29 protein-coding genes are annotated in these 25,730 nt (G+C 70.9%); 12 read left to right on the forward strand and 17 right to left on the reverse strand.

Translation table 11 applies throughout. The features are described from left to right. Positions 1 to 14: 14 nt before the first annotated feature. Genes T9R20_RS16570 through aztD form a run of 3 tightly spaced genes read left to right on the forward strand, consistent with a single transcriptional unit; the run spans position 15 to position 3,429 of the window. Entirely contained in the window at positions 15 to 1,259 is a 1,245-nt protein-coding gene (locus T9R20_RS16570) for an ABC transporter (RefSeq protein ID WP_322410434.1), read from the forward strand. Further along, positions 1,256 to 2,188 (forward strand): zinc ABC transporter substrate-binding protein AztC, encoded by a 933-nt coding sequence (gene aztC, locus T9R20_RS16575; RefSeq protein WP_322410435.1) that lies wholly within the window; start codon positions 1,256 to 1,258, stop codon positions 2,186 to 2,188. Before T9R20_RS16570 ends, aztC begins: the two co-directional genes overlap by 4 nt. A gap of 29 nt (positions 2,189 to 2,217) precedes the next feature. Further along, positions 2,218 to 3,429, forward strand: a complete 1,212-nt coding sequence (aztD, locus tag T9R20_RS16580; RefSeq protein WP_322410436.1) for a zinc metallochaperone AztD — start codon at positions 2,218 to 2,220, stop codon at positions 3,427 to 3,429. A 61-nt stretch (positions 3,430 to 3,490) separates the two neighbouring features. Here aztD and T9R20_RS16585 read toward each other — a convergent pair whose 3' ends face one another. The 5 genes from T9R20_RS16585 to T9R20_RS16605 all read right to left on the reverse strand — a co-directional run bounded on the left by T9R20_RS16585 (position 3,491) and on the right by T9R20_RS16605 (position 10,022). Next, positions 3,491 to 5,059, reverse strand: a complete 1,569-nt coding sequence (locus T9R20_RS16585) for a multicopper oxidase family protein (protein WP_322410437.1) — start codon at positions 5,057 to 5,059, stop codon at positions 3,491 to 3,493. Positions 5,060 to 5,274: 215 nt separating this feature from the next. Further along, a complete protein-coding gene (locus tag T9R20_RS16590) occupies positions 5,275 to 6,666 on the reverse strand; it encodes a dihydrolipoamide acetyltransferase family protein (RefSeq protein ID WP_322410438.1) in 1,392 nt (463 codons plus the stop codon). Positions 6,667 to 6,674: 8 nt separating this feature from the next. After that, the gene (locus T9R20_RS16595; RefSeq protein ID WP_322410439.1) at positions 6,675 to 7,718 is read right to left on the reverse strand and encodes an alpha-ketoacid dehydrogenase subunit beta; all 1,044 of its coding nucleotides are present in this window, start codon (positions 7,716 to 7,718) and stop codon (positions 6,675 to 6,677) included. Further along, the gene (locus T9R20_RS16600) at positions 7,715 to 8,884 is read right to left on the reverse strand and encodes a thiamine pyrophosphate-dependent dehydrogenase E1 component subunit alpha (RefSeq protein ID WP_416182982.1); all 1,170 of its coding nucleotides are present in this window, start codon (positions 8,882 to 8,884) and stop codon (positions 7,715 to 7,717) included. The genes T9R20_RS16595 and T9R20_RS16600 overlap by 4 nt, the downstream gene beginning before the upstream one ends. 10 nt (positions 8,885 to 8,894) lie before the next feature. Next, a complete protein-coding gene (locus T9R20_RS16605) occupies positions 8,895 to 10,022 on the reverse strand; it encodes a histidinol-phosphate transaminase (RefSeq protein ID WP_322410441.1) in 1,128 nt (375 codons plus the stop codon). Positions 10,023 to 10,075: 53 nt separating this feature from the next. Between T9R20_RS16605 and T9R20_RS16610 the strand changes: the two genes are divergently transcribed. The 3 genes from T9R20_RS16610 (at position 10,076) to T9R20_RS16620 (ending at position 11,124) form a co-directional block, all read left to right on the forward strand. Continuing rightward, positions 10,076 to 10,282 carry a ribbon-helix-helix protein, CopG family gene (locus T9R20_RS16610; RefSeq protein ID WP_322410442.1) on the forward strand — a complete coding sequence of 69 codons (207 nt, stop codon included), beginning with the start codon at positions 10,076 to 10,078 and terminating at the stop codon, positions 10,280 to 10,282. Beyond that, positions 10,279 to 10,653: a type II toxin-antitoxin system death-on-curing family toxin gene (locus T9R20_RS16615; protein ID WP_322410443.1), complete on the forward strand. Its 375-nt coding sequence runs from the start codon at positions 10,279 to 10,281 to the stop codon at positions 10,651 to 10,653. The genes T9R20_RS16610 and T9R20_RS16615 overlap by 4 nt, the downstream gene beginning before the upstream one ends. A gap of 72 nt (positions 10,654 to 10,725) precedes the next feature. After that, a complete protein-coding gene (locus T9R20_RS16620; RefSeq protein WP_322410444.1) occupies positions 10,726 to 11,124 on the forward strand; it encodes a phage holin family protein in 399 nt (132 codons plus the stop codon). Here T9R20_RS16620 and T9R20_RS16625 read toward each other — a convergent pair. Continuing rightward, positions 11,093 to 12,490 (reverse strand): hypothetical protein, encoded by a 1,398-nt coding sequence (locus tag T9R20_RS16625; RefSeq protein WP_322410445.1) that lies wholly within the window; start codon positions 12,488 to 12,490, stop codon positions 11,093 to 11,095. The genes T9R20_RS16620 and T9R20_RS16625 overlap by 32 nt on opposite strands. Further along, the gene (locus tag T9R20_RS16630) at positions 12,481 to 12,768 is read right to left on the reverse strand and encodes a hypothetical protein (RefSeq protein WP_322410446.1); all 288 of its coding nucleotides are present in this window, start codon (positions 12,766 to 12,768) and stop codon (positions 12,481 to 12,483) included. Before T9R20_RS16630 ends, T9R20_RS16625 begins: the two co-directional genes overlap by 10 nt. Positions 12,769 to 12,905: 137 nt before the next feature. Here T9R20_RS16630 and T9R20_RS16635 point away from each other — a divergent pair, with 137 nt between their 5' ends. From T9R20_RS16635 to T9R20_RS16645, 3 genes are read left to right on the forward strand one after another with little or no spacing between them, the layout of a single operon-like run. After that, the gene (locus T9R20_RS16635; RefSeq protein ID WP_322410447.1) at positions 12,906 to 13,427 is read left to right on the forward strand and encodes a low molecular weight protein-tyrosine-phosphatase; all 522 of its coding nucleotides are present in this window, start codon (positions 12,906 to 12,908) and stop codon (positions 13,425 to 13,427) included. 36 nt (positions 13,428 to 13,463) lie between these two features. Continuing rightward, a complete protein-coding gene (gene purB, locus T9R20_RS16640; protein WP_322410448.1) occupies positions 13,464 to 14,846 on the forward strand; it encodes an adenylosuccinate lyase in 1,383 nt (460 codons plus the stop codon). Between the two features lie 39 nt (positions 14,847 to 14,885). Beyond that, entirely contained in the window at positions 14,886 to 15,626 is a 741-nt protein-coding gene (locus T9R20_RS16645) for a DUF2071 domain-containing protein (protein ID WP_322410449.1), read from the forward strand. A 4-nt stretch (positions 15,627 to 15,630) separates the two neighbouring features. Here T9R20_RS16645 and T9R20_RS16650 read toward each other — a convergent pair whose 3' ends face one another. The 8 genes from T9R20_RS16650 to T9R20_RS16685 form a co-directional block, all read right to left on the reverse strand. After that, on the reverse strand, positions 15,631 to 15,954 hold the full coding sequence (locus tag T9R20_RS16650; protein ID WP_322410450.1) for an amino acid transporter: 324 nt from the start codon (positions 15,952 to 15,954) through the stop codon (positions 15,631 to 15,633). Continuing rightward, the gene (locus tag T9R20_RS16655; protein WP_322410451.1) at positions 15,951 to 16,634 is read right to left on the reverse strand and encodes an acyl-CoA synthetase; all 684 of its coding nucleotides are present in this window, start codon (positions 16,632 to 16,634) and stop codon (positions 15,951 to 15,953) included. Before T9R20_RS16655 ends, T9R20_RS16650 begins: the two co-directional genes overlap by 4 nt. Positions 16,635 to 16,734: 100 nt before the next feature. Next, entirely contained in the window at positions 16,735 to 17,610 is an 876-nt protein-coding gene (locus T9R20_RS16660) for an aminoglycoside phosphotransferase family protein (protein ID WP_322410452.1), read from the reverse strand. Beyond that, positions 17,607 to 17,855, reverse strand: a complete 249-nt coding sequence (locus T9R20_RS16665; protein ID WP_322410453.1) for a hypothetical protein — start codon at positions 17,853 to 17,855, stop codon at positions 17,607 to 17,609. The genes T9R20_RS16660 and T9R20_RS16665 overlap by 4 nt, the downstream gene beginning before the upstream one ends. A 209-nt stretch (positions 17,856 to 18,064) precedes the next feature. Continuing rightward, the gene (locus T9R20_RS16670; protein ID WP_322410454.1) at positions 18,065 to 18,685 is read right to left on the reverse strand and encodes a TetR/AcrR family transcriptional regulator; all 621 of its coding nucleotides are present in this window, start codon (positions 18,683 to 18,685) and stop codon (positions 18,065 to 18,067) included. Positions 18,686 to 18,703: 18 nt separating this feature from the next. Beyond that, entirely contained in the window at positions 18,704 to 20,017 is a 1,314-nt protein-coding gene (locus T9R20_RS16675; RefSeq protein ID WP_322410455.1) for an ABC transporter permease, read from the reverse strand. Further along, a complete protein-coding gene (locus tag T9R20_RS16680; protein ID WP_322410456.1) occupies positions 20,014 to 20,736 on the reverse strand; it encodes an ABC transporter ATP-binding protein in 723 nt (240 codons plus the stop codon). The genes T9R20_RS16675 and T9R20_RS16680 overlap by 4 nt, the downstream gene beginning before the upstream one ends. 86 nt (positions 20,737 to 20,822) lie before the next feature. Further along, a complete protein-coding gene (locus T9R20_RS16685) occupies positions 20,823 to 21,389 on the reverse strand; it encodes an NADPH-dependent FMN reductase (protein ID WP_322410457.1) in 567 nt (188 codons plus the stop codon). 113 nt (positions 21,390 to 21,502) lie between these two features. Here T9R20_RS16685 and T9R20_RS16690 point away from each other — a divergent pair, with 113 nt between their 5' ends. Further along, positions 21,503 to 22,351 carry an SDR family NAD(P)-dependent oxidoreductase gene (locus T9R20_RS16690; RefSeq protein ID WP_322410458.1) on the forward strand — a complete coding sequence of 283 codons (849 nt, stop codon included), beginning with the start codon at positions 21,503 to 21,505 and terminating at the stop codon, positions 22,349 to 22,351. Between the two features lie 3 nt (positions 22,352 to 22,354). On the opposite strand, the gene T9R20_RS16695 is transcribed toward T9R20_RS16690, so the two are convergent. After that, entirely contained in the window at positions 22,355 to 22,975 is a 621-nt protein-coding gene (locus T9R20_RS16695) for a DUF1016 N-terminal domain-containing protein (protein ID WP_322410459.1), read from the reverse strand. Between the two features lie 66 nt (positions 22,976 to 23,041). After that, complete coding sequence (locus T9R20_RS16700; RefSeq protein ID WP_322410460.1) at positions 23,042 to 23,830, reverse strand: DUF4239 domain-containing protein; 789 nt, start codon at positions 23,828 to 23,830, stop codon at positions 23,042 to 23,044. Positions 23,831 to 23,994: 164 nt separating this feature from the next. Here T9R20_RS16700 and T9R20_RS16705 point away from each other — a divergent pair, with 164 nt between their 5' ends. Further along, on the forward strand, positions 23,995 to 24,417 hold the full coding sequence (locus tag T9R20_RS16705) for a YciI family protein (RefSeq protein WP_322410461.1): 423 nt from the start codon (positions 23,995 to 23,997) through the stop codon (positions 24,415 to 24,417). Continuing rightward, a complete protein-coding gene (locus T9R20_RS16710) occupies positions 24,414 to 25,649 on the forward strand; it encodes an RNA polymerase sigma factor (RefSeq protein ID WP_322410462.1) in 1,236 nt (411 codons plus the stop codon). The genes T9R20_RS16705 and T9R20_RS16710 overlap by 4 nt, the downstream gene beginning before the upstream one ends. Positions 25,650 to 25,730: the final 81 nt, after the last annotated feature.

Raw genomic sequence — 25,730 nt, forward strand, 5'->3', positions numbered from 1 at the left:
TCGGGAGAGAACCCATGCGTTCCCGCGTCTTCGCCCTCATCGTCTCCGCCCTCGCCGTCGGACTCACCGCGTGCGCCGGTACCCCGGCGACCGCCCCGTCATCCGAAGCCTCCGCCGCCGACGACGATCACGGCGAGCGCGCCGGCGCCACCGAGCTCACCGAACCCCCACTGGGGCTGACGATGATCGACGCGGCCGGCACCGTGACCCACCTCGACCTGTGGGACGAGAACATCTCGGACCTCGGTGCGATCGCCCCGCCCCGCAGCGTCGCGAGCGACGGCCGCTACCTCTTCGCCGAGACCGACACCGGAGTTCAGATCGTCGACTCGGGCGTCTGGACCTGGGACCACGTCGACCACTTCCACTACTACCGCGCGTCCCCCGACATCCTCGGAACCGTCACGGGGCAGGGCCCGGCGCGCGTGGCGACGACGAACCAGTCGATGTCGGGGAGCACCGGGATCTTCTTCGAGGGCTCGGGGGAAGCGGTGCTCCTGGACACCGAGGCTCTCTCGCGCGGTGAACTGACGGAGCGTTTCCGGCTCGAGGTCATGCCGCACGAGGGCCTGGTGGTCCCCGTCGGATCGTTCGCCGTGGTCACCGAGGCGGGGCCGGACGGTCGTGCCGACCGTGTCGCCGCGTACTCGGGCGACGGCGAGCCGGTGGGAACGCAGGCGGCGTGCCCCGACGCCCGCGGCACGATCACGACCCGCGTCGGCGCCGTCATCGGATGCCGCGACGCGGCCCTCCTGGCCGAGGTCACCGACGGCGAGCTCACGCTTTCGCGGATCCCGTACCCGCCCGGCACGACAGCAGCCCCCGCGGAGTCGTTCCACAATCGCGAGGGGCGTCCGACCGTGGCGGGTCTCGCTGGCGAGTCCGGCACCGACGGGATCTGGCTTCTGAACACCCGCGCGCAGACCTGGACGCTCCTGCCCTCGCCCGAGCCGTTGGTCACCGTCACCGCGGTCGACGACGACGCCGACACCGTGCTCGCCCTGACCAGGGAAGGGCGTCTGATCGTGCTCGACGGTACCGACGGCGCCGTGCGGGCCCGGACCGAGCCGCTCGTCGCCGCCTCGATCGACGACGAGGGCGCCCGGATCCCGGCGATCGTCGCCGACGCGCAACGGGCCTATGTGTCCGGCCCCCGGGAGCAGAAGCTCTTCGAGATCGACTTCGCCGACGATGCCCGCATCGCGCGCACCTTCGACACGGCTGCGCCGTTCGGGTTCACCGCGGGGACCGGGCGATGAACGCGCGTCGGACGCCGCGAGGGCGGCTCGTGGCGGCACTCCTCGCGGCAGGGTTGACGGCCTCGGCGCTCGCCGGGTGCGCAGCGGTCGGTGACGGGCGTCCGCTCGTCGTGGTGACCACGAACATCCTCGGCGACGTCGTCGAAGAGCTCGTCGGCGACGAGGCGGAGGTCCTCACGTTGATGAAGCCCAACGCCGATCCGCACTCGTTCGAGATCTCGGCGCAGGAGGCGGCGCGCCTGCGCAGCGCCGACCTGATCGTCTCGAACGGGCTCGGCCTCGAGGAGGGTCTGCAGCAGCACCTCGATGCGGCAGCGGCCGACGGCGTCGCCGCTTTCGTCGCCGGCGACGTGATCGACGTCCTCGCCTACCGCGACGGCGACGCGGCCGGCAACCCGGACTCGCACTTCTGGACCGATCCCGCGCGGATGCGTGGCGTGGTGGATGCACTGGAGCCGGTGCTGTCCGACCTCGACGGTGTCGCTTCGTCCGAGGTGACCGCACGCACCACGGAATACCGGTCCGCGATCGACGAGCTCGACGCCGAGATGATGCGGGCCTTCGCAGCGATCCCCGCCGACCGGAGGGCTCTGGTGACCAACCACCATGTGTTCGGCTACCTCGCCGACCGCTTCGACTTCGAGGTCGTGGGTGCGGTCATCCCCGGGGGCACGACCCTCGCCGCCCCCTCCGCGTCCGATCTGGCCGACCTCGTCACGGCGATCGAGCGAACGGGTGTGCCGGCGATCTTCGCCGAGTCGTCCTCGCCCGATCGACTCGTCCGCGCGCTCGCCGAGGAAGCCGACGTCCATGTCGATGTCGTGGAGCTGTTCACCGAGTCGCTCACCGACGCCGAGGGCGGCGCTCCGGACTACCTGACCATGATGCGCGTCAACACCGAGCGCATCTCCACCGGACTCTCCCGCTGAGGGTCCACCCCATCAAGAAGAGAGGCATCATGCGCACTCCCCCTTTGCGCCGCGCGGGTATCACCGCGCTCACCATCGGAGCGGTCGTGACACTGGCCGCGTGCTCGTCGGACGCCGGAACCGGTTCCGCCGCACCGGCGACACCCGACTCCCCGTCCGCCTCCCCCGGTCCTCGTGTCGCGGTCGGTTATGAGGGCGGGGTCGTCGTCCTCGACGGTGACACTCTCGAGCCGGTCGCCGAATTCGACTCCGAGGAGTTCATCCGCCTGAACCCGGCCGGCGACGACCGGCACGTGATGGTGACGATGAGCGAGGGCTTCCAGGTGCTCGACGCCGCCGCGGGGACAGCGGAGGAGCCCGAGCTCACCGATCTCGTGTTCGAGGCCGACAAACCCGGCCACGTCGTCCGGCACGCCGGCAAGACGATCCTGTACGCCGACGGCACGAGCGACACCACCATCTTCGACACCGCCGACCTCGCGGCATCCGAGGGTCTTCCCGACGTGGAGACGATCGAGGGTGTGGAAGCGCATCACGGTGTGTCGATCGTCCTCGAGGACGGGACCTTCCTCACCACCGTCGGCAACGCCGACGGCCGCAGCGGCATCACCGCCCAGGACGCAGGCGGAGCGGTCATCGCCGAGACCGATCAGTGCCCGGGCGTGCACGGCGAAGGGACCGCGAAAGATGAGGTCGTCGTGTTCGGGTGCGAGAACGGCGCGCTGATCTACGACGGCGGCGAGATCGTCAAGCTCGATTCGCCGGATCAGCCCTACGGCCGTATCGGGAACGCGTTCACGACCGACACCAGCCCGATCGTGCTGACGGACTACAACAACGACCCCGACGCAGAGGGGTATCTGCTGGACGCCGTCACCCTCGTCGACACGCACGCGCGGACCCTCGAGGTCGTCGAGATGCCGGAGGGCGCGGAGTACACCTTCCGCGACCTCGCTCGCGGCCCTGGCGACCTCGGATACATCCTCGCCTCGGACGGCTCGATCCACGTCCTCGACCCGATCTCGGGTGAGTTCGTCGACGAGTTCCCGGTGATCCAGGCATGGGAGGGCCCGGCGGAGTGGCAGGACCCGCACCCCGCCATCCTCGTGTCGGGCGACATCGCCTACGTGACCGAGCCCGCCGCGAATGCGGTGCACGCGGTCAACCTCACCACGGGCGAGATCGTCGCGACCGGCAAGCTCGAGGTCACCCCGAACGAGCTGGCCGTCGCCGCCGGCTGACATCGACGAAGACGCACGCCCCCGTCGCCTCGGCGGGGGCGTGCGCGTCGTCGGGCCGCGGTCAGTGGCGGTGTCCGGCGGTCGCGTCGGGCGGAAGGGTCGTGATCTCGGTGTCGGAACCCGGCTCCACGACGAGGAACTGGGCCATCATCCCGGCATCTTCGTGCCGCAGGAGATGGCAGTGGAGCATGAGCGGATGACTCGCGTCGGCGTGCTCGAAGCGGAGCACCATCTCCACCTCGACCCCGGGTGGGAGGTACAGAGTGTCTTTGGGTCCCGCAACGGCGGCCGGCGGCGCCTCGCCGCCGTAGCGGGTGACCTCGAAGTGGACACCGTGCACGTGGAAGTTGTGGGGGTAGGGCATGTCGTTGCGCACCCGCCAGCGTTCGATCGTGCCGCGCTGCACGACCGCATCGACCCGCTCCATCGACATCGCCTGACCGTTGATCTCGGTGCCGTCGAGCACCCACTCCCGCGTCATGACCGCATCGGCGGCGTCGAGCGGCTCGCGGGGTGCGAGCACCGGCGGAATCGTCCCGCGGCTCGCCAGGTCGTCGGCGGCCCGGAGCTCGAGGACGTCGAAGCGGTCGGAGCCGCCGTTGCCTCCTCCGAAGACCGGCAGGACTCCGCCGAGGTCGGGATCCTCGCTGCGTAGCACGGTGGTCTCCCCCGCCCTCATCCTCACGAGGATCTCCGCCCGCTCCCCGGGCGAGAGCCGCAGGCTCTCGGTCTCCCGGGGCGCGGGCAGCAGTCCACCGTCGGTGGCGATGTGCGAGAAGGCCCGTCCGTCATCGAATCCGAAGGCGTAGACGCGCGCGGTCGACGCGTTGACGAGCCGCAGCCGCACCACGTCCGTCGCCACCGCCAGGTACGGCGCGAGCGTCCCGTTCACCAGGATCTCGTCGCCGAGGTGACCGGATGATCCGCCGTCGCGCTGACCCAGCGCGCCGGTCTCGGCGTCGAGCGCGACGTCTTGCACGATGACGGGGATGTCGTCGACCCCGTACTCGGACGGGAGGGGCAGACCCGCCGAAAGCGCGTCGTCGATCAGGAACAGCCCGGCGAGCCCCCGTCGCACGTGGTCCTCGGTCGCGCCGTGGGGATGCGGGTGGTACCAGAGCGTCGCGGCCTCCTGGTCGATGGTCCACTGCGGAGACCAGGTGCCGCCGGGGTCGACGGGCTGGTGGACGCCGCCATCCATCTCACCGGACAGCCGCATCCCGTGCCAGTGGACGCTCGTCGTGACATCCAGCCCGTTCGTGACATCGATGCGCACGCGGTCGTTCTGCGTGGCGCGGAGGGTGGGCCCGAGGTAGGTCCCGTTGAAGCCCCACGTGGGGGTCTCGAGCCCGTCGATGAACGCCGTCGAGCCGGCTCGGGCATCGAGCGCGAACACCTTGGTGCCGTCGGGAGCGATGACGGGCTCGAGGAGCTCGGGGATCGCCAGGGGCGTGTCGAACTCGACGGCGCCGACCGTGTCGACGGCCGGGGCGTTGCCGATGCCCACGGCGAAGGCGGTGCCGACGCCGACGGCGGAGACGACCAGGGTGGCGACGATGCCGATGACGACCTTCGGACGGCGGAGGCGAAGACGGGCGGGCCGATCGGGGCGAGGAGGGAGGGCGGACATGACTCCACGCTCGCGGAGCGCACCCGTCGCCGGCACCGGGCAGACCCGACGCTTCGGGAGGGTTTCCCACCGCTCGACGACCCTGCTACCCGGCGAGAGAGCATCTGGCCGCCGAGGGTGCGGGGTCCACCCGCATTCTCGGCGCGCCGATGCACTCTCGCGAAGAGGTGAGGAGAGGAGAGGAGGGGGGGGAGCCCGGGCGGGGGGCGGGCGGCTCAGTCGAGCAGCAGCGCGGGCTCTTCGAGGATCGAGGCGACGTCGGCGATGAACCGCGACATCCCGTCCCCGTCGATGACGCGGTGGTCGAACGACCCCGCGACGGTGGTCACCCAGCGCGGGCGCACCTCGCCGTCGACGACCCACGGCTTCTGGCGGATCGTACCGAGCGCCACGATGCCGGCCTCGCCGCCGTTGATGATCGGGGTGCCGGCATCCATCCCGAACACCCCGATGTTGGTGATCGTGATCGTGCCGCCCTGCTGGTCGGCGGGGGTGGTCTTCCCGTCGCGGGCGGTGAGCGTCAGCCGCTCGAGCGACCGCGCGAGATCGCGCATCGACAGGCTCTGGGCGTCCTTGATGTTCGGGACGAGAAGCCCGCGCGGCGTCGCCGCAGCGATCCCGAGGTTGACGTAGTGGTGCACGCGGATCTGCGCCCCGTCCTCGCCGTCGACCCACGAGGCGTTGACCATCGGCGTCCGCCGCACCGCCCAGATCACGGCGCGGGCCATGATGAGCAGCGGCGAGACCTTGATGTCGGCGAAGTCCGGCGAAGACTTCAACCGCTTGACGAGCTCCATGGTCCGCGTCGCGTCGACATCGGTCCACACCGACACGTGCGGGGCCGAGTAGGCGGTCCGCACCATGCTGCTCGCCACGGCCTTGCGCACACCCCGGACGGGGATCGACTCCTCGCGTCCGTGGTCCGCGGCGGGCGGGGCCGGGGCGGGGGCAGGGGAATCGGATGCCGCCGACACGGCCGGCTCGGGAGCGCGCGCACCCGCGCCCCCGACCGGGATGGTCTCTTCGCGGACATCCCCCCACTCCGGGGTCTGGATGTTGCGGAAGACACTGGCCTGCGAGGCATGACGCATCACGTCGTCGCGGGTGACCTCGCCGGCCGCCCCGCTCGGCGTCACCGCGGCGAGGTCGACGCCGAGGTCGCGGGCGAGCTTGCGGATCGGAGGCTTCGCGATGACACCCACCGACTGCGTCACCGGGCGCTCGGCGGGCTTGCGCCGCCGTGATTGCACGGCACCCGCCGAGCCGTACCCGACGAGCACCGAGCCCGACTCCTCCGGTTCGCTCCGCGGAGCCCCGTGCTCGCTCTGCCCGACGGTGACCGGGGCGGCGGGGGGAGCTGCGGCATCCGCGGGTTCGATCGTGATGATCGGCGCGCCGACGTTCACCGTCGCCCCCTCGACGACGAGGAGCTCGCCCACGCGTCCCGCGAACGGGGAGGGCAGCTCGACGAGCGACTTGGCGGTCTCGATCTCGACGATGACGTCGTTCACGGCCACGGCGTCACCGGGCGAGACCCGCCACGTCACGATCTCCGCCTCGGTCAGGCCCTCCCCGACGTCGGGGAGGAGGAACGTCTGGGTGCTCATGGGACTCCTCAGTAGGCGAGGGCGCGGTCGACGGCCTCGAGGATGCGATCGGCGTCGGGGAGGTAGGTGCCCTCGAGCTTGGCCGGGGGAAAGGGGGTGTCGAAGCCCGACACCCGGAGGACGGGCGATTCCAGCGCGAAGAACGCCTTCTCCATGACGGTGGCCGCCACTTCGCTGCCGAGCGAGGTGAATCCGGGGGCCTCCTGGGCGTAGACCATGCGGCCGGTGCGGCGCACCGAGTCGAGCACTGGTCCGTAGTCGACGGGCGAGAGCGAGCGCAGGTCGATGACCTCGCAGCTCGTGCCCTCGGATTCGGCGAGCGCGGCGGCCTGCAGCAGAGTGTGGACCATCGCGCCATGCCCGACGAGGGTGATGTCGGTCCCGCGCCGGACGAGGCGGGAGGCGTGGAGCGGCAGCGCCGGTGCGCGGGTGTCGACCTCGCCCTTCTGCCAGTAGCGGCTCTTCGGCTCGAGGAAGATCACCGGGTCGTCGGAGGCGATCGCCTCCTGCATCATCCAGTAGGCGTCGTTCGGCGTCGACGGGCTCACGACCCGCAAGCCCGGGGTGTGGGTGAAGTAGGCCTCGGGGCTCTCCTGGTGGTGCTCGACGGCGCCGATGTGCCCGCCGTAGGGGATGCGGATGACGATGGGCATCCGCATCGCGCCCTCGTGCCGATTGGTGATCTTGGCCAGCTGCGAGGTGATCTGGTCGAAGGCGGGGAAGACGAACCCGTCGAACTGGATCTCGAGCACCGGGCGGAAACCGGCCATCGCGAGCCCGATCGCGGTGCCGACGATGCCCGACTCGGCCAGGGGCGTGTCGATCACCCGGCGGTCTCCGAACTCGGCCTGCAGCCCCTCGGTCACCCGGAAGACGCCGCCGAGCCGCCCGATGTCCTCCCCCATGAGGAGCACCCGGTCACTGCCGGCGAGCGCGGCGCGAAGGCCGAGGTTGAGCGCCTTCGACAGGGGGAGGGATCGGATGACGCCCGCGTAGGCCGGGTCGCCCGCGGGCTCGGGTGCGGGGGTCGAGGTCTGCTGGGCGGTGGTCATGAAGCCCCCTCCTCGAACGACGCCTCGTAGTCGGCGAGCCAGCGCTGCTGCTCGTCGACGAGCGGGTGAGGCTCGGAGTACACGTGGTCGAACATGAGGTCTGTCGGGATGCCGCCGAGGGCGTTGGTGCGCACGCGCGTGTCGTCGGCGAGGGCGCTGGCCGAGGCCTCGACGTCGGCGAAGAACGCCTCGGAGGCTCCCCGTGAACGCAGGTAGCTCGCCATCCGGGCGATCGGGTCCCGGCGGGCCCAGGCCTGCTCCTCGTCGGAGGTGCGGTACTTCGTCGGGTCGTCGCTGGTGGTGTGGGCGCCCATCCGATAGGTGATCGCCTCGATCGCCCGCGGTCCCTGCCCGGTGCGCGCCTCGTCGAGCGCGACACGGGTCACGGCGTAGCTGGCGAGCACGTCGTTGCCGTCGATCGGGACGGCGGGGATGCCGTACCCGTCGCCGCGGCGGTACAGGGGCGAGCGCGACTGCGTGGCGACCGGCACCGAGATCGCCCACTGGTTGTTCTGGAGGAAGAACACCTCGGGAGTCTGGTAGCTCGCGGCGAAGACCATCGCCTCGTGCACGTCGCCCTGACTGGAGGCGCCGTCGCCGTAGTAGACGATGACCGCCTCGTCGCGCTCGACGTCGCCGGTGCCGCTGCGACCGTCGAACACCAGGCCCATCGCGAGCCCGGTGGCGTGCAGCGTCTGGGCGCCGAGCACGAGGGTGTAGATGTGGGTGTTGCCGTTTCGGGGATCGGTGGGATCCCAGCCGCCGTGGGTGAGCCCGCGCATGAGGCGGATGATGTCGACCGGGTCGACACCGCGGATGCGGGCGACGACGTGCTCGCGGTAGGAGGGGAAGACGTGGTCCTGAGCGCGCGCGGCGCGGGCCGACCCGACCTGGGCGGCCTCCTGGCCGAAGCTCGGCGGCCAGAGCGCGAGCTGGCCCTGGCGCTGCAGATTCGTCGCCTGCACGTCGAAGGCGCGGATCTCGGCCATGTCGCGGTAGAGGCCCTCGAGCTCGGCGTCGCTCAACGCCTCGATGACGGCGAGGTAGGGCTCGGCCGCGGACGTCGGTGAGAGCGAACCGTCGGCGTCGAGGAGGCGGACGAAACGGGCGTCGGGGCCGGAGTCTCCCGAAGCGGCGGGTTCAGACGAGGCGGGGCCTGCGTGCAGAGTCACCGTTCTACGCTAGCCGCCGGCCCGGGTGGGCTTCTGGGAGGTCTTCCACAACGGACGCGGCGATTCGTAGGACTTCGTCGACAGACTCCTCCTCGCCGACCGAGATGCGGATGCCGTCACCGGCGAACGGGCGCACGATGAGACCGGCGGCAGTGAAGGTCTCGGCGATCGCGAGGGTGTTCTCGTGCGCGGGGAGCCACACGAAGTTCCCCTGCGCCTGGGGAACGGCCCAGCCGGCATCCCGGAGGGCCTCGGCGAGCCGGTCGCGCCGGGCGCCGATGTGGCGGACGCGTTCGAGAAGCTCCTCCTCGGCGTCGAGGCTCGCGAGGGCCGCGGCCTCGGCGTGCGCGGTGACCGACAGCGGGATCGCCGTGGTGCGGGCGGCGTCGAGGATGCGCGGGTGCCCGATGGCGTACCCGACGCGGAGGGCCGCGAGACCGAACGCCTTGGAGAACGTGCGGAGCACCACGACGTTCGGCAGCTCCGCCCCGCCGCGGGTGCGGTTACCGAGCACGGTGAGCCCGTCGACGGCGCCCGGAGCGGTGACGAACTCGGCGTACGCCTCGTCGAGGATCACGAGGATGTCGGAGGGTACGCGCTGGATGAAGGCGTCGAACTCGTCCTGACCGACCACGGGCCCCGTGGGGTTGTTCGGGCTGCAGACGAGGATCGCCCTGGTGCGCCCGGTGACGGCGTCGGCCATCGCATCGAGGTCGTGACGGGAGTCCGCGGTGAGCGGCACCTGCACCGGGGTGGCCCCCGCGAGCACCGCGAGCCAGGGATAGGCCTCGAACGAGCGCCACGCGTAGACGACCTCGTCGCCGGGACCCGAGGTGGCAAGGACCAGCTGGGCGAGGATCGACACGCTCCCCGCCCCGATGTGCACCTCGTCGAGGGTCACGCCGAAACGGGCGGCCAGGCGCTCGCGCAGGCGCGTGGCCGTGGCATCCGGATACCGGTTGAAGGCGCTGGCCGACTGCACCGCCTGGAGCACACCCGGCAGCGGATCGAAGGGGTTCTCGTTGCTCGAGAGCTTGTAGGCGTCAGGCCCCGCCTGCGTGCCCTGCTTGTACGGCGGCAGGGAGGCGATGCCGGGGCGCACGCGAACCGGGATGTCTGCAGCGTCGCTCACACTCCCGAGTCTACGGCGGGAAGCCTCCGGGGCCACGGGAGTACCATTCTGGTATGGCCATGACCGTACGCCTTCCGGAGGCTCTTGACCGGAGGCTCGAAGAGATCGCGCGGGACGAGCACGTCTCGAAGCACGCTCTCCTCCTGCAAGCAGCCGAAGCCCTCGTCGAACGCAGGGCGCGGTCAGCGCAGGTTCAGGCGGCCGTCGACTTCGTGCTCACCCATGACGCGCACCTCCTGGACCGTCTCGCAGACGCGTGACGGTGTATCTGCGCCTGGACGACGCCCTCCAGGTCGTCGACACCTTCGGCTTCCACGTCCGGGACGCGGGCCTTCTGGCCTCGGCCCTCGCGCGTCCGGCCGCAGCGATGTTCGGCGAGGACGCTTACGCCGACCTCGATGCCAAGGGTGCCGCCCTCCTGGAGTCGGTGCTGCGAAACCACTCGTTGGCTGACGGCAACAAGCGCACCGGGTGGACCCTTCTCGTTGTCTTCTGGTGGCTGAACGGCTTCCGCCACTCCTTCTCCGAAGACGAGGCGTTCGATCTCGTCCTCGGAGTGGCGGAGGGGCGGATCGACCTCGCCGAATCGACGCGCCGGCTCGCCGCGCATCGGATCGCGCACCAGGCCTGAGCGACGGGCGGATCCGCGCACGGCGCGCGTCAAGGTCTCGCGGACGCTCGGGCGGCATGGCACACTCACCGCATGGGATTCCTCATCCGCGTGGTCGTGAACGCATTCGCGATCTGGGTCGTCACCCTCATCCCCGCGCTTCAGGTCTTCGTCATCCCGTTCGCGCCGGGCGAGACGCTGCAGCTCATCCTCACCCTGCTGCTCGTGGCCGCGATCTTCGCGATCGTCAACACCATCATCGGCACCGTCATCAAGGTGCTGGCCTTCCCCCTCTACATCCTGACCCTCGGCCTGATCGGACTTCTGATCAACGGCTTCCTGCTGTGGCTGACCGCGTGGTTCACGCAGTGGTGGAGCTTCGGGCTGCGCGTCGAGGAGTTCTGGTGGGGCGGCATCATCGCAGCGCTGATCATCACGGTGATCAACTGGATCGCCGGCATCATCCTGCGTCCGCGCCGCCGCGAGGACTGACCCGCTCCGCAGGCGCCGCCGGCACGGGCGCCTGCGGGCGCGACGCCGCGTACTCGGTGACCGCGACGGATTCTGCCTGACCGAGCCCGGCGAACACCTCGTGCACGGCCGCCACCCGCGGGTCGCCCGAGGCGTCGACGAGCGCCGCACTCTCGGCGTAGCTGCGCATCGTGTGCGCGGGCACCGCGGCATCCACCAGACCCGACTCGGCGTGCGCCTCGCGCTCGGCGGTGAAGCTGCCGGGCGCGCCCACCGCGGTCTCATGCCCTCCCCCGGCGAGCATCGCGACCGGGTCGTCCGAGTGACGGATGGCCACGGCCAGGGTGTCGTCGCCCACGTCCGCCTCGACCGGCGATCCGAACGAGACCACCGTGGCCATGTCGTACGGACCTTCCAACGCCAGGTGGGCGGCGATCATCGCCCCCTGCGAGTGACCGAAGGCGTGGACGGTGTCGCCGGGCTTCGCTCCGGCGGCCTCGAGGGCGGCGAGGGTCGCCTCGTACGATGCCGAGCGGTTGCCGGTGTACAGCTCGACGTTGGACTGCGCGTCCCAGGGGTCGCCGCCGCCGACACCGAGCGACTGCGTGCCGGCGATGTACACCGCGAACTGCTCGGTGCCGTCGGGCATCGTGTACTTCTCCACCCGCACCCTCGCGTCCCCCGCACCCGGCACCCGGGCGGCGGCCGACGCCAGGTCGGGCGGCGCCGTCGTCCGCGGCGGCGCCGCCATCGACCTCAGCGCGACCGCCGCCGGCTCCCCACTCAGGCGCGCATCATGCGCGAGCCGCCCCCAGCCGCCGATGCCGAACACCGCGGCGGTGCCGAGCGTCGCCCCGCCGAGCGCGACGCCCCCGATGACGGCGCCGAGCTCGCTGATGATGCCGCCGAGGTCGGTCCCCGTCTCCGTCGCCTGGCGGACGAGGAAGCTCGGCCACATCACCGCCCGGTCGAAGCGGGCGATGAACGCCTCGCCGTCGGCGCCGGGGAAGAGCCGCAGCAGCTCGGCCCGCCGCAGCTCGAGCGCGGCGAGACCCGCGTCGTCGCCGCGCGCCGACAGCGCGGAGTGCTCGGCGTCGAGCTCGACCAGCTCGTACACGGCGGCCGCGTGGCGCAGGTCGCCGGCGATCTGCACCGCCTGGACGATCGCACCGTCGAGCCCATGCGCGAAGACCGTCGCGGCCCCGGCCGCCGCCCACCCGTAGCGCCGCTCGTCGGCCAGCTCGGCGCGCGCCGCACCGAAGCGCCGCTGCAGCACGTCGAGATCGTCGACCATGCGATCGAAGCGCCCCGCCGCCTCACGCAGCGACTCGGTGTCGACCGAGACGGCGCCGCCGCCGCGGATCTCGAGGCCGTCGCTCACCAGCATCCCTCCGCCATCATCGCCGCACGGTCACCGGCGCACTGGGCCTCATGGATGACCGTCTCCAACCGGCAGGTCAGCCCCGAGACGTCCCCCGCCCACAGCGCGGCCTTCTCGTGGAAGGCCTCGGCGGCGCGGGCGCGCCAGCCGGTGGCGTGATCGAGGGAGCGGGCGACGACCGCCGCGTCGGCGAGCGCGACCGAGAGGGAGCGAAGCTCGCGGACGACGGCGGCCAGGGCGACGGCACTCGCCTCGGCGCCGGGGGAGCAGGCGGTGGAGAGCATGGGACGATGATGGGGGCGCGCCCCGCCACGCCGGGGACGGGTGCGTCGATCTGTGAACGGATGCCGCGGCATCCCGGGCTGTGCAGGAAGCGTCGATGCCCCTTGCACGCCGCGCCTCCACCCCCAGAATGGAACCCATGACCGCGAGCGCCTCGTCTGCTGCGCCGTTCCGCGTGGTGTTCGTGTGCACCGGGAACATCTGCCGCTCCCCCATGGCGGACGTCGTCTTCCGGGCGCTCGCCGACCGAGCCGGACTGGCCCCGCGCGTCGTGTCTTCGAGCGCCGGCACCGGCGATTGGCACGTGGGCGAGCGCGCCGACGAACGCACGCTCGCGGCGCTGGAACGCCGCGGCTACGACGGGTCGCGCCATCGCGCGCGGCAGTTCACGCACGCCGACTTCGACCGCACCGACCTCGTCGTGGCACTCGACCGCAGTCACGAGCGGATCCTCCGCGGCTGGGCGCCCACCGACACCGACGCCGACAAGATCGCGCTGCTGCGCTCGTTCGACGCGCACGCGGACGGACTGGATGTGCCCGACCCGTACTACGCCGGCCCCGCGATGTTCGATCAGGTGCTCGCTATGATCGAGAACGCGAGCCGGGCGCTCTTCCGGCAACTGGAACCCGCCATCCGTCCCGCGACCACGTCTCCGTGAGGTGCTGACGCGGGGCCGCGTCGTCACGGGAGCATCGTGCCCTCTCTTCCCCCTCAGCCGCTCAGCCCACTCGACGGGCGCTACCGGGCCGCGGTCGCGCCGCTGGCCGACTACCTCTCCGAGGCGGGGCTCAACCGAGCCCGCGTCGAGGTCGAGGTCGAGTGGCTGATCACCCTGACCGAGTCCTCCCTGTTCGGCACCCGACCGCTCTCCCCCGAGGACAAAGACCGCCTCCGGGTGCTGTACCTGTCCTTCGGGCAGGCTGAGATCGACTGGCTCGCCGAGAAGGAGGCGGTCACGCGTCACGACGTCAAGGCCGTCGAATACCTCGTGCGCGATCGCCTGACCTCCCTCGGTCAGGACGGCATCGCCGAGCTCACGCACTTCGCGTGCACGAGCGAGGACATCAACTCCACCGCGTACGCCCTCACCGTCAAGCGTGCGGTGCACGATGTGTGGCTGCCGAAGCTCCGCGAGGTGATCGCCGCCCTCTGGCACCTGGCCGACGAGCACCGGGATGCCGCGATGCTGGCCCGCACGCACGGGCAGCCGGCAACCCCCACGACCATGGGGAAGGAGCTGGCGGTGTTCGCCGGGCGTCTGGAGCGGGTGGCCCGCGGCATCCAGAACTCCGAGTACCTCGCGAAGTTCTCCGGCGCGACGGGCACGTGGTCGGCGCATCTCGCCGCCGACCCGCAGGTGAACTGGCCGACGATCGCGCGCGAGTTCATCGAGGGGCTGGGGCTCACCTTCAACCCCCTCACGACGCAGATCGAATCGCACGACTGGCAGGTCGAGCTCTACGACCGGGCCCGTCACGCCGGCGGCATCCTGCACAATCTCGCGACGGATGTCTGGACCTACATCTCCCTCGGATACTTCGCGCAGATCCCCGTCGCCGGCGCGACCGGGTCGTCGACGATGCCGCACAAGATCAACCCGATCCGCTTCGAGAACGCCGAGGCCAACCTCGAGATCGCGGGAGGCCTGTTCACCACCCTCGCCTCGACGCTGGTGACCTCACGGCTGCAGCGCGACCTCACCGACTCGACCACGCAGCGCAACATCGGCGTGGCGTTCGGGCACTCGCTCCTCGCGCTCGACAACCTCCTGCGCGGGCTCGGCGAGATCTCGCTGCGCCGCGACGTGCTGCTGGCCGACCTCGACGCGAACTGGGAGGTGCTCGCCGAGGCCATCCAGACCGTGGTGCGCGCCGAGATCACCGCGGGCCGGTCGCAGATCACCGACCCCTACGCGTTGTTGAAGGACCTCACCCGCGGGCGCCGCGTCGGCGCGCCGGAGTTGGCGGAGTTCGTGCGCGGCCTCGACATCGGCGATGAGGCGAAGGAGCGGCTGCTCGCCCTCACGCCCGCCGGGTACGTCGGCGTCGCCGCCGATCTGGTGCCGCCCGCCCGCTGAGCGGGAGCCGGGATGCCCCGGGGGCGCGAGAATCGAAGGGTGTCGTTCGAGCGCGAGGCCCCGCCGCTCCCGCGGCGCGCGGTCATCGCACAGCGCTGGAGCGACGCGGTCTTCCTGCACTGGCGAGTCGAACCGGCCGCGGTCGCGCCGATGCTCCCCCGCGGCGTCGAGCCCGACGTCTTCGACGGGTCGGCGTGGGTCGGGCTCGTGCCGTTCGTGCTGAGCGAGTTCCGGTTCCTGCCGCTTCCCCCGGTGCCGCTGGTCGGCACGTTCCGCGAGGTCAACGTCCGCACCTACGGGGTCGACGCCGCCGGGCGGCGGGGCGTCGTCTTCCGCACCCTCGAGGCCGAGCACCTCGCCCCGGTGCTCGCGGCGCGCGCGATCTTCGGGCTCCCCTACCGCTGGGCGAGGATCGGCATGCGCGACGCCGGCCCGCTCATCGAGTACCGCTCCCGGCGCCGCCGCGCCGACGGCCGGGCCGTCGGACCCGGTACCCGCATCGCCGTCGAACGCGACACCGCCGCGGTCGACACCGCGCTCTCGCGCTTCCTCACCGCACGCTGGGGCTTCCACGAGACGCACCTCGGGCAGACGATCTGGGCCGCCAACGAGCACGCGCCGTGGCCGCTCGTCGAGGCGCGGGTGCGCGCCCTCGACGACGCTCTCGTGTCGGATGCCGGGCTCGGAGGGCTCGCCGGTCGAACGCCGGACTCGGTGCTGGCGATGCCGACGCGGCATCCGGGGTTCCACACCCGCTTCAGCCGCGCCGTCCGCGTCTGAACGCCTACGGGGTGGTCGACCCGCCGCCGGGGGCGTCGGGCGCGTCGGCGGGGTCGTCGTAGAGCACCGGGCGATCCACCGGCTTCTGCACCGTAGCCGGATCGACCGCGAGCAGCAGCAGCGACAGGATCAGCAGCGTGACGATGAAGGTCACCCCCGCGACGATGGCGCCGACCACGAGCGCCCGCGACGCCTGTTCGCCACCGCCCTGCTGGAAGAACCCCATCGACATGAGCGTGACGAAGCCGGCGAAGATCGCCGCAGCGAAGGCGAGCCCCAGCAGCTGCACGGGCTTGAGCAGATCGCGGCGGGTGAGCTTGTCGGTCATCGGGAGTCCTCCGGGGATGACACCGCAGCGGCGCCACCGATGGGTTCGGCGGTCCGGGGGGCCGCCTCCGTGCGCGGCGAGAAGCCGGCGATCGCCAGCCACACCGCGATGATGGCGGCATAGCCGCCCAGGATGCCGACCCCGATCGTGGTGCCGGTGAGGGTGAAGGTCCCCGCCTCGTCGATGGTGTACTCCAGCGCGTACGACACCGGCACGGCGAGGAGGGCGATCCCGAAGACGAGCGTGATGAGACCGACCGCGAGACCGTCCCGCGCTTCGCGCGCGGCGACGGCCAGCTCGGGCGCCCCGCGCGAAAGGCGCACCTCGCGCCACGACGCCAGGGCCTCGGTGAGCCCGGTCGCGAGCGCCCACGCGGCCACGATCACGACGAAGGTGACCTCCGAGCGCCAGGCCGGGATGCCGCCGGCCATGCCGGCGACGATATTCAGGACGCCCAGGAGGATCGCCTGCCACCGCACCCCGGCCGGGTACACGAGCCATGCGGCGAGGAGGAACACCAGGCCGGTGGCGATCGCGAAGCCGCTGAAGACCGACAGGCCGATGGCGGCCGAGTGATCGGGCGAGAACGTGATCATCACCGCCACGATCGCCGCGAACAGGGCACGCGCGAGCTGCAGGTCTCGCACACGGAACGTGCGGGGGGTGGCGGCAGCAGGCATGACGGCGTTTCGAACGGGGATCGGGGCGTTTCCAGTGTAGGCCGTGGGCGCCGGGCCGATTCGGGGATGCTTCACCGGCGAGAGAAGCGGATGCCGCCGCTCACGCCTCGGCGAAGAGCCGCGCGAGCACGCGGCGGGCCTCGACCACCTGCGCGGAGTGCGCGCTGCCGAGCATGAGGAGCGCCTTCCACAGAGCCCAGCCGCGCCCTCGCACACAGGTCGCGTCGTCGACCGCCAGTTCCCGCTGGAAGATCCCCGCCGCGGCGCCCTCGAAGAAGGTCCACGCGATGACGGTGTCGCAGGCGGGATCGCCGACGGCGGAGCATCCGAAATCCACGACCGCACCCAGTCGTTTGTCACGGGAGAGCAGGTTGTTCGCCGAGACGTCGCCGTGCACCCAGACCGGCGGTCCGTCGAACGACGCATCGAGCGCGTCGCGCCAGAGTCCCCGGGCGACATCGCGCTCGCGCCCCGACACGCGGGGCACGATGCGCGCGGTCTCGTCGTCGTAGTGCGCGAGCGGGCCCCCGCGGTATCCGCTGTGGAGGCCCGGTTCCGGGCCTCCCCGGGCATCGATTCCGCGGAGAGCGACGAGGAAGTCGGCGAGGTCCGCCGCCCAGTGCTCGTCGCTGCCGGTCCGGCCGTCGACGACCGGATCCCCCTCGATCCATCCGTAGATCGACCAGGGCGCGGGGAAGGCCGGGCTCGGCCTGCCCTCGGCCCGCACCGTCGGGATCGGCAGAGGAAGTGCGGGGGCGAGGTGAGGCAGCCACCGCTGCTCTTTGGCCACCTGCGGCACGTAGCCCGGCGCGGAGGGCAGCCGGACGGACAGCGCATCGCCGAGGCGGAACATGCGGTGGTCGTTGCCGCCCCGCGGCACCGGAGAAACGGGAAGGTGCGCCCACGCGGGGAACTGCTCGGCGATCAGCCCGCGGACGAGCTCGCCATCGATCCGTGCTGCATCGATCTCGATCATCCCTGCGGGCAGAACATGCGGGGGCGCGGGCCGCTGCGGTCGAAGGTGTGCTGCGACATCGCGGCTCCGCACAGGGGGCAGGGCCGTTCGGTGCGCTCGGGCTCGGGCTCGGTGTCGTAGGGCCCGACCGCGGCGGGCCCGGCCTTGCGGATGAGCGCGGCGTTCATCCAATTGAACCAGCCACCCTCCTCGCGCATCCGCTCACGGAGGGACTTGCGCGGCGGGCGTGGCTCGGGGTGAGACATGCCCTCACCCTATGCCGGTGCGCCGCAGCATCCCCGGTCGCGGGGATCGAGCGATGCGCCACCCTCGGACATTCACCCATCCTCGGTCGCATCCGCGCCATCGGACCGTGACAAGAGAGATCGCCGAGGGGGGAGCACGACCACGCCGACGACCGAGGCCACGACGACGGCCACCCCCGCGACGACCGGCGCCGCCGCGGCATCCCCGGTCAGCCGAGCTTCGGAAGCACCTGGTGCAGCAGGCGCTCGATCGCGGCCGGGTCGACGTCGGGGATGCGGCCCGCGGCCGCCTCGGTCGCCCAGCTGCGTCCGATGAAGCGCATGAGGCCGGCGACGAGAGAGACGATGAGCCCCGCCTGGCGCTCGCGCTCGGCGGGGTCTTCGTCGGGGTACTGGTTCTTCAGCCGCAGCACGAGGATCTCGCGCACCTCCGACTCGACGGCCTCGATCCGCTCGAGCTGCCGAGTGATGAGCATCGGGTTGCTCCCGATCGCGCGGATGCGCCGGGCCAGCTGCTGCGGGTCGGCGTCGAGCCCCCCGGGGTCGACCCGGATGAGCTGCGCCGCACCCGCCAGGAGCGGACCGGTCGAGACGATGAACGCGCGCGCTGCGCGCTCGTCGACCGTGGGCGGGTCCACGCCGAGCAGAGCGGCATCCTTCGTCTTGAAGTGGTTGAAGAACGTGCGCTGACTCACTCCGGCGAGCTCGCAGATCATGTCGACCGTGACCGCCTCGTAGCCGTGCTCGAGGACGAGGTCGGTCGCCGCGCGCTCGATGGCGCGGGTCTTCTCGACCGCGTCGCGGCGGCGATTCGGAGGGGGGGTCGACATGATCTGCGGCTCTTTTCGTCACTCGTACCGTAGCGACTCGATGGGGTCCTGCCGGGCGGCTCGACGTGCGGGGAGCACGCCGGAGACGAACGCGATGAGCATGATGATGACGATGACGCCGATCACGTTCCCGGGCGTGAACAGCAGGATCTGCAGTCCCGGCAAGCCCGACAGCACCGTGTCGGCGAGCGCGACGGACAGCATCGAGCCGAGACCGATGGCGACGAGGGCGCCGATCACCGATCCGAGGACGCCGATGAAGACCGCCTCGAGGCTGAACAGGGTGAACACCCTGCCGTTGGACATTCCCATCGCCTTCATCAGGCCGATCTCGCGCGTGCGCTCCTGCACGCTCATCAGCAGGGTGTTGACGATACCGAAGGATGCCGCGACGAGAGCCACCACCGCGAAGGCGTTCAGGACGCCGATGATGCCGTTGATGATGGTCTGGACGATGCCCAGCTGATCCTCGATGGTCTGGCCGGCGAGGTCGGCGTCGGCGAGGTCATCCTGAACGCTCTGGATCTCCTCCGCCGTCGGCGTCTCACCCTCGTCGTGCTCGAGCTGCGCGACGGCGAGCGGCCACGCCTCGGGCTGCCCCTCGACCGCCTGCGCGTCGGCGACCTCGGTGGTCAGAGCGGCGTTCGCGCCGGCCCCGGCGGCGAAGAGGCTCTCGCGGGCGACCCCGACGACGGTGGCGTCGACCTGCTGGTCCTGCTGGGCGGCGTCGGTGTAGCCGAGGGTCACCCTTTCGCCGATCGCGGCGTCGGCATCGTCGAACCCGAGCGCGTCGACGAACTCCTCGGGGAGGACGATCTCGTTCTCCGAGGTGTCCTGATCGAGCTGGGCGCCGGCGACGAGGTCGCTGCGGCCGATGGAGGACGTCGGGTTGATGTCGAGGTCGTAACGGGTGTCGGCGGAGGAGTCGGAGGCGGCGATCCAGTCCACTGAGATCTGGTTGATCGGCTCGACGCTGCGGACGCCCTCGATCTGCTCGATGGTGTCGATGTCGTCGGCGTTCAGCAGGGTGCCCGAGGTGAGAGGGTTGCCCGCGGCGCCCTGCTGACGGCCCTCCGGGTCGTACTCGGTGGGGCCGTCGTCGGTCTCCACACCCGCGGCGGGGCTGACCAGCAGGATGTCGCCGGCACTCAGGGTCGCGACCTGCCGCTCGACGTAGTCGTTGATCCCGGCACCCAGAGCCGTCGTGAGCGTCAGGGTGAAGGCGCCGACGAAGAGGCTCAGGACGGTGAGGGTGGTGCGCAGCTTGCTGCGGAAGGCGTTCTTCGACGCCATCCGCACGATATCGGTGGTCTTCATGCGCGTGGTCTTCATGCCGCCACCCCCGTCCGCGAGACGATCTGCCCGTCGGCGATCGTGACCGCGCTGTCGCAGCGCGCGGCGAGGTCGGGGTCGTGGGTGACGACGACGAGGGTGATGCCGCGGTCGCGCTGAAGGCCGAACAGGATGTCTTCGACCTGAGCACCGGTCGTGGTGTCGAGGTTGCCGGTGGGCTCGTCGGCGAAGATCACCGACGGGTCGTTCACCAGCGCGCGGGCGATCACCACACGCTGCTTCTGTCCGCCCGAGAGGTCGTTCGCGCGATTCCTCGCCTTGTCGGCGAGGCCGAGGGCCTCGAGCGAGGCCATCGTGCGCTCGCGCCGCTCGGCGGCGGGCATCCCGGCGATCACGAGCGGCAGGCTGACGTTCTCGAACACCGTCTGCCCGGCGGTGAGGAAGAACTGCTGGAAGACGAACCCGAAGGTCTTGTTCCGCAGCGGATTCAGCTCGCCCGCGCGCAGCCGCGACGCGGGCCGGCCCTCCACCTCGACGTCACCGCTGGTCGGCTTGTCGAGGAGTGCCAGCAGGTGCATCAGGGTCGACTTGCCCGATCCGGATTTGCCGACGATTGCAACCGACTGGCCGCGTTCGACACTCAGGTCGACGCCGCGGAGCGCGGTGAACGCGGACTCGCCCTTCCCGTAGGTCCGGGTGAGCCCCCGGGCCCGGAGCACAGGCGCGGCAGCCGCGCCTGTGCCATCCGTTGACATCATGATCATCCCTTCGACGTAACTTGCAGTAACTGCAGATTAGCGCGCAGTAGCTGTAAGTTCGTTGAGAGGATGTAATGGAGTGGATGTCAGCGGGGAAGGACCGTGAGCACCCGTTCGACGTGGTCGCGGAACTCGCGCATGAAGTCGCGCAGGAAGGTCTCGGTGTCTTCCCGGTGGACCTCGCCGTCCGGCCCGAAGACCTCCTCGGAGAACTGGATGTACGCCTCGGGCGCGGTCATCTGCCGGGCATTGCAGTAGCTGAGCACGCCCCGCAGGCTCTGCTGCGCCACGGCGGTGCCGATCTGCCCGATCGACGCTCCGACGACCGCCGCCGGGATGTGCTCGAACGAGTTCTCGCCCCAGGGCCGCGATGCCCAGTCGATCGCGTTCTTCAGCGCGCCGGGGATGCTGCGGTTGTACTCGGGGGTGACGAACATCAGCGCCTCGGAAGCACCGATCGCCTCCTTCAGAGCGCGCGCCTCCGGCGGATAGTCGCTGTCGAAGTCGGGGCTGTAGAGGGGGAGGTCGCCGATGGGGATCTCGGTGAATTCGAGATCGTCCGGCGCGAGCCGGATGAGCGCCTTCGAGAGCACCCGATTGATGGATGTCGACGAAAGGCTGCCGATGAAATACCCGACCTGATACGTGGACATGATGTCTCCTGACCGTTGGCGTTGCGCGATGATGGCACGCAGGCCGGGTGCGGCCACAGACCTGGACGGCGGCGGGGAAGTGTGCGTGGTCACGCTGCCGAGGAGAGGACGCGATGACGCGGACCAGCCAGAAGAATCCGGTGCGCGGCGCCGTCGTGCTCATCACCGGCGGCGCGCGAGGGATGGGTGAGCTGTACGCCCGGCGCGCGGTCGCGGCCGGCGCCCGCGCCGTCGCGCTGTGGGACATCGACGAGCAACGCGCCTCGGCGCTCGCGGCCGACCTCGGTCGGTCGGGAGTAGACGTGCGCGCCTACGCCGTGGACGTCTCGCAGCCGGGGTCGATACGCGACGGGGTGGCGCGGGTCCGCGAGGAGGTCGGGGCACCCGACATCCTGATCAACAACGCCGGCATCGTCCGTGGCGCGCCCTTCTGGGAGCACGACCTGATGAACGACATCGAGGCGACCATCCGGGTCAACACCCTTGCTGCCATGTGGTTGACCCGCGAGGTGCTCCCCCAGATGATCGCCGACCCGTCGCGCCCGAAGCGCATCCTCAATATCGCCTCGGCCGCCGGCACCCTCGCCAATCCGCGCATGAGCGTGTACGCCGCGTCGAAGTGGGCGATGATCGGCTGGAGCGAGTCGGTGCGGTTGGAGCTCGCCGCCGCCGGCCACCGACACATCGCGGTGACGACGTTCTGCCCGAGCTATGTGTCGACGGGCATGTTCGCCGGCGCCCGCGGGCCGCTGCTGACCCCCATCATGACTCCGGTCCAGGCCACGGCGGCCGCGTGGCGCGGAATGCTCCGGGGCACGCCGATGGTGCTGCGCCCGTGGACGGTGAAGCTCGCGATGGCCCTCCGCGGCGTGCTGCCGACGAGGACCTGGGATGCCATCGCGGGTCGGGTGTTCCGCGTCTACTCGTCGATGGACGCCTTCACCGGCCGGGTCGGCGACTGACGCTCAGGCCCGTGCCGGACCTCGTGCCGTGCGACCCAGGTCGATCCCCACGGCGAGGAAGCCGACGGTGTCGGGGTCGGCGTTGAGCTGGGCAGCGAGCGCGGAGTCGGCGCGGCGGAGGGCGGCGGCGAAGTTCTGCGGCATGTCGGAGTCGGTGTCGTGCCGGGCCGCATCGATGTGGCCGATCAGCTCCGCGCGACTCCAGGTGTGCTGCACGGCTTTGCCGGCATACCACTCGCGGAGGCGCTGGTCGTCGAGGCGTACGAGCAGCACCACGACGTGTCCCCACGGCAGCTGGCCGACCGGCTGCTGGACGATGCCGCTCCGCGCCGGCCACGACGCGGCGAAGGCGCGCATCTCACGCAGGTTTTCGACCGAGAGGCTCGCCATCGTCGGGTAGGCCTGACGAAGCGCGTGTGCGAGGGCCTCCAGCGCAGCATCCTGGTCTTCGCCGGCATCTTCCTCCGCGAGGATCGTGGCGCCGATCTGCCAGTACAGGCCGATCACTTCGGCGTTCGCGCGGCGCTGAAGGGTGTGACGCGCGAACCTCACCTGGCCGATCAGGGTGTCGACGGTGTTCTCGACCGCACCGCCACGGGTGTCGGCCGGGGCATCCTCGCTCATCACGTCAGCATGTCGCAGAACGAACCGATCGCGACAGAGCGGCGCCCGAGCAAAATGCCGCCGGCGTCAGCCGGCGCGGTCGAAGAGCCACTCCTGCACCTCTTCGAAGTACTCGGTGTCGACAGCGACCGGGCCCATGTACGGGTGATCGAAACTCGCGATCGTGAAGATGACGATGGCCACGTACGAGGCCAGCACCGCGGCCATGACGAGGTGGGTGCGCAACCGCCCCATCTGGATCATGCCGATCAGCACCGCCGTGATCGCCGCGCCCGAGTACAGCACGAACCACAGGATGCCGGGGAGCTCCAGCCCGATCACGCCGATGCGCTGACTCCGCGCTGACATGAACTCGTTGAACGACCGGATGGTCGCCGCGTGCACGTTGGACTCCCCGTCGCCCTCGGGCTCGAAGGAGAAGAGGATCTCTTCGATCTGCGTGACCTCCGCGACCGTCTGGGAGGGGATCTCCCCCGCGCGCTGCGCCGCCCAATCCACCTCGATCACGTGATCGACGTAGTCGACGATGAGCGACTGGAGCTCGTCGCGCTCGGGCTCGGGGAGTCCCGCGGTGTCGCGGTAGAGCACGGCGACGGCGGCGGCTTCGTCTCTGACGATCTCTTCCACACCGCGGTAGTTCTCGTACGACGCCGCCGCGATGAGGGCGAGGGTCACGCCGTAGAGCACACCGAAGGTGGCCATGACGTACGCCAGGATGCGGTCCCACTCGCGCATCTGCTTCTTCTCGCCCGGCACCCAGCGTCGGAGCGCGACGACGATCAGCAGCGACACGGCGACGAACACAACGACGAAACCGGGCAGGGACACCCCGACCGGCAGCTGATACAGCCACATGAATGGCATTGTGCCCGCCGGTCGCTGCGAAGGGGGGAAGCGGATGCCGCGGCTCGCCGCGTCGCGGCATCCGGAATCTTTTCTCACGGCGATGTCGATTTCGTGTTCGCCGGTTCGACGCGATAGTGGGAGGGCCCTTCCTCCCCGAACGAAACGGAGAACTCATGCCCAAGTACATGCTCATCATGCGCAACAGCGGCTCGGTCGAGAACTACGAAGACATGGACTTCGAGGCGATCATCAACGCGATGGGCGCCTACAACGAGTCGATGATGAAGGCGGGGGTGCTCCTCGGCGGCGATGGACTGACCGACGCCGCGCAGGGGTCGGTCGTGAAGTTCACCGGCGAAGCGCCGATCGTGACCGACGGTCCCTACGGCGAGGTGCACGAGCTGTTCAACGGCTTCTGGACGCTGCAGGTCGGCTCGCAGGAAGAGGCCGTCGAGTGGGCGAAGAAGGCCCCCCTGGGCCCCGGCAACAAGATCGAGGTGCGCCGGATGACCGACGAGTCCGACTTCGAGGACTACGCGGACAACGAGTACATCCAGAAGGAGAAGGGCTGGCGCGAGGAGCTCGGCACCGAATGAGCGCCGACCCGACCCGTGTGCTGGATGCCGTCTGGCGCATGGAGGGCGCGCGCATCGTCGCGTCGGTGGCGAGGGCGACCGGGGACGTCGCCCTCGCCGAGGACGTCTCCCAGGAGGCGATCGTCGAAGCCCTCGGATCGTGGCGCGAGAACGGGGTGCCCGACAACCCCGGCGCGTGGCTGACGGCCGTGGCCAAACGTCGCGCGGTGGACGCGTGGCGCCGCCGCTCGGCGCTCGACGAGCGGCACCGCGCGATCGCGAACGACCTGGCCGAGCTGACCGATGACGCGTGGGAGCCGATCGACGACGACGTGCTGCGGCTCGTCTTCACCGCGTGCCACCCCGCGCTGTCGCGCGAATCGCAGGTCGCTCTGACCCTGCGCGTCGTCGGCGGTCTGACGACACCCGAGATCGCGCGGATGCTGCTGGTGCCCGTCCCGACCGTGCAGGCGCGCATCACCCGGGCGAAGAAGACCCTGCACGCCGCGAAGGTGCCCTTCGAGACGCCGGACCCGGGTGAATGGCCGGGAAGGCTGCAGACCGTCCTGAGCGTGGTCTACCTCATCTTCACCGAGGGGTATGCCGCGACGAGCGGTGACCGATGGGTGCGGGCGGACCTCGCCGTGGAGGCTCTCCGGCTCGGCCGGATGCTCACCGCCCTGATGCCCCGCGAGCCGGATGCCTGGGGGCTCGTGGCCCTCATGGAGCTGCAGGCCTCGCGCTTCGGCGCCCGCACCGACGCCACGGGCCGACCGGTTCTGCTGAACGACCAGGACCGGAACCGATGGGACAGGGCCCACATCCTGCGCGGCCGCGCGGCGCTCGCGCGGGCGGACGCGCTCGGGCGCGGCCGCGGGTCGTATGCGCTGCAGGCCGCGATCGCCGAGCAGCACGCGATCGCGGGATCCTTCGCCGACACGGACTGGGACGCGATCGTCGTGCTCTACGAGGCGCTGGGCCGGATCGCCCCGAGTCCGGTCGTGGATCTCAACCACGCCGTCGCCGTGTCGATGGCCACCGGACCCGGGACGGCGTTGACGATGGTCGACCGGATCGCGGCAGGCGGGGCGCTGCGCGGGTCGCACCTCATCCCGAGCGTGCGGGGCGAGCTGCTCGCACGCCTGGGGCGCGCGGAAGAGGCGCGGGCCGAGCTCTTGGCCGCCGCGGCCCTGACCGGGAACGAGCGTGAGGCCGAGGTGCTGCGGGCGAAGGCCGCCGCCGTCGGTGGGTGACCCGTGGCGTCCCCAACTCCTGCACCATCGAGGCGAAAGGGTGTGGAAAGGGTTCGCTACGCGCTCCGCGATGAATTCTGC

The organism is Microbacterium invictum, assembly GCF_034421375.1.
Classification (GTDB): Bacteria; Actinomycetota; Actinomycetes; order Actinomycetales; family Microbacteriaceae; genus Microbacterium; species Microbacterium invictum_A.

Bases quoted from the DNA above. Each gene is read 5' to 3' on its own strand.
- T9R20_RS16570 (WP_322410434.1), top strand. From the start codon at position 15: ATGCGTTCCCGCGTCTTCGCCCTCATCGTCTCCGCCCTCGCCGTCGGA.
- aztC (WP_322410435.1), top strand. From the start codon at position 1,256: ATGAACGCGCGTCGGACGCCGCGAGGGCGGCTCGTGGCGGCACTCCTC.
- aztD (WP_322410436.1), top strand. From the start codon at position 2,218: ATGCGCACTCCCCCTTTGCGCCGCGCGGGTATCACCGCGCTCACCATC.
- T9R20_RS16585 (WP_322410437.1), bottom strand. From the start codon at position 5,059: ATGTCCGCCCTCCCTCCTCGCCCCGATCGGCCCGCCCGTCTTCGCCTC.
- T9R20_RS16590 (WP_322410438.1), bottom strand. From the start codon at position 6,666: ATGAGCACCCAGACGTTCCTCCTCCCCGACGTCGGGGAGGGCCTGACC.
- T9R20_RS16595 (WP_322410439.1), bottom strand. From the start codon at position 7,718: ATGACCACCGCCCAGCAGACCTCGACCCCCGCACCCGAGCCCGCGGGC.
- T9R20_RS16610 (WP_322410442.1), top strand. From the start codon at position 10,076: ATGGCCATGACCGTACGCCTTCCGGAGGCTCTTGACCGGAGGCTCGAA.
- T9R20_RS16620 (WP_322410444.1), top strand. From the start codon at position 10,726: ATGGGATTCCTCATCCGCGTGGTCGTGAACGCATTCGCGATCTGGGTC.
- T9R20_RS16625 (WP_322410445.1), bottom strand. From the start codon at position 12,490: ATGCTGGTGAGCGACGGCCTCGAGATCCGCGGCGGCGGCGCCGTCTCG.
- T9R20_RS16630 (WP_322410446.1), bottom strand. From the start codon at position 12,768: ATGCTCTCCACCGCCTGCTCCCCCGGCGCCGAGGCGAGTGCCGTCGCC.
- T9R20_RS16635 (WP_322410447.1), top strand. From the start codon at position 12,906: ATGACCGCGAGCGCCTCGTCTGCTGCGCCGTTCCGCGTGGTGTTCGTG.
- T9R20_RS16650 (WP_322410450.1), bottom strand. From the start codon at position 15,954: ATGACCGACAAGCTCACCCGCCGCGATCTGCTCAAGCCCGTGCAGCTG.
- T9R20_RS16655 (WP_322410451.1), bottom strand. From the start codon at position 16,634: ATGCCTGCTGCCGCCACCCCCCGCACGTTCCGTGTGCGAGACCTGCAG.
- T9R20_RS16660 (WP_322410452.1), bottom strand. From the start codon at position 17,610: ATGATCGAGATCGATGCAGCACGGATCGATGGCGAGCTCGTCCGCGGG.
- T9R20_RS16665 (WP_322410453.1), bottom strand. From the start codon at position 17,855: ATGTCTCACCCCGAGCCACGCCCGCCGCGCAAGTCCCTCCGTGAGCGG.
- T9R20_RS16670 (WP_322410454.1), bottom strand. From the start codon at position 18,685: ATGTCGACCCCCCCTCCGAATCGCCGCCGCGACGCGGTCGAGAAGACC.
- T9R20_RS16675 (WP_322410455.1), bottom strand. From the start codon at position 20,017: ATGAAGACCACGCGCATGAAGACCACCGATATCGTGCGGATGGCGTCG.
- T9R20_RS16680 (WP_322410456.1), bottom strand. From the start codon at position 20,736: ATGATGTCAACGGATGGCACAGGCGCGGCTGCCGCGCCTGTGCTCCGG.
- T9R20_RS16685 (WP_322410457.1), bottom strand. From the start codon at position 21,389: ATGTCCACGTATCAGGTCGGGTATTTCATCGGCAGCCTTTCGTCGACA.
- T9R20_RS16690 (WP_322410458.1), top strand. From the start codon at position 21,503: ATGACGCGGACCAGCCAGAAGAATCCGGTGCGCGGCGCCGTCGTGCTC.
- T9R20_RS16695 (WP_322410459.1), bottom strand. From the start codon at position 22,975: ATGAGCGAGGATGCCCCGGCCGACACCCGTGGCGGTGCGGTCGAGAAC.
- T9R20_RS16700 (WP_322410460.1), bottom strand. From the start codon at position 23,830: ATGTGGCTGTATCAGCTGCCGGTCGGGGTGTCCCTGCCCGGTTTCGTC.
- T9R20_RS16705 (WP_322410461.1), top strand. From the start codon at position 23,995: ATGCCCAAGTACATGCTCATCATGCGCAACAGCGGCTCGGTCGAGAAC.
- T9R20_RS16710 (WP_322410462.1), top strand. From the start codon at position 24,414: ATGAGCGCCGACCCGACCCGTGTGCTGGATGCCGTCTGGCGCATGGAG.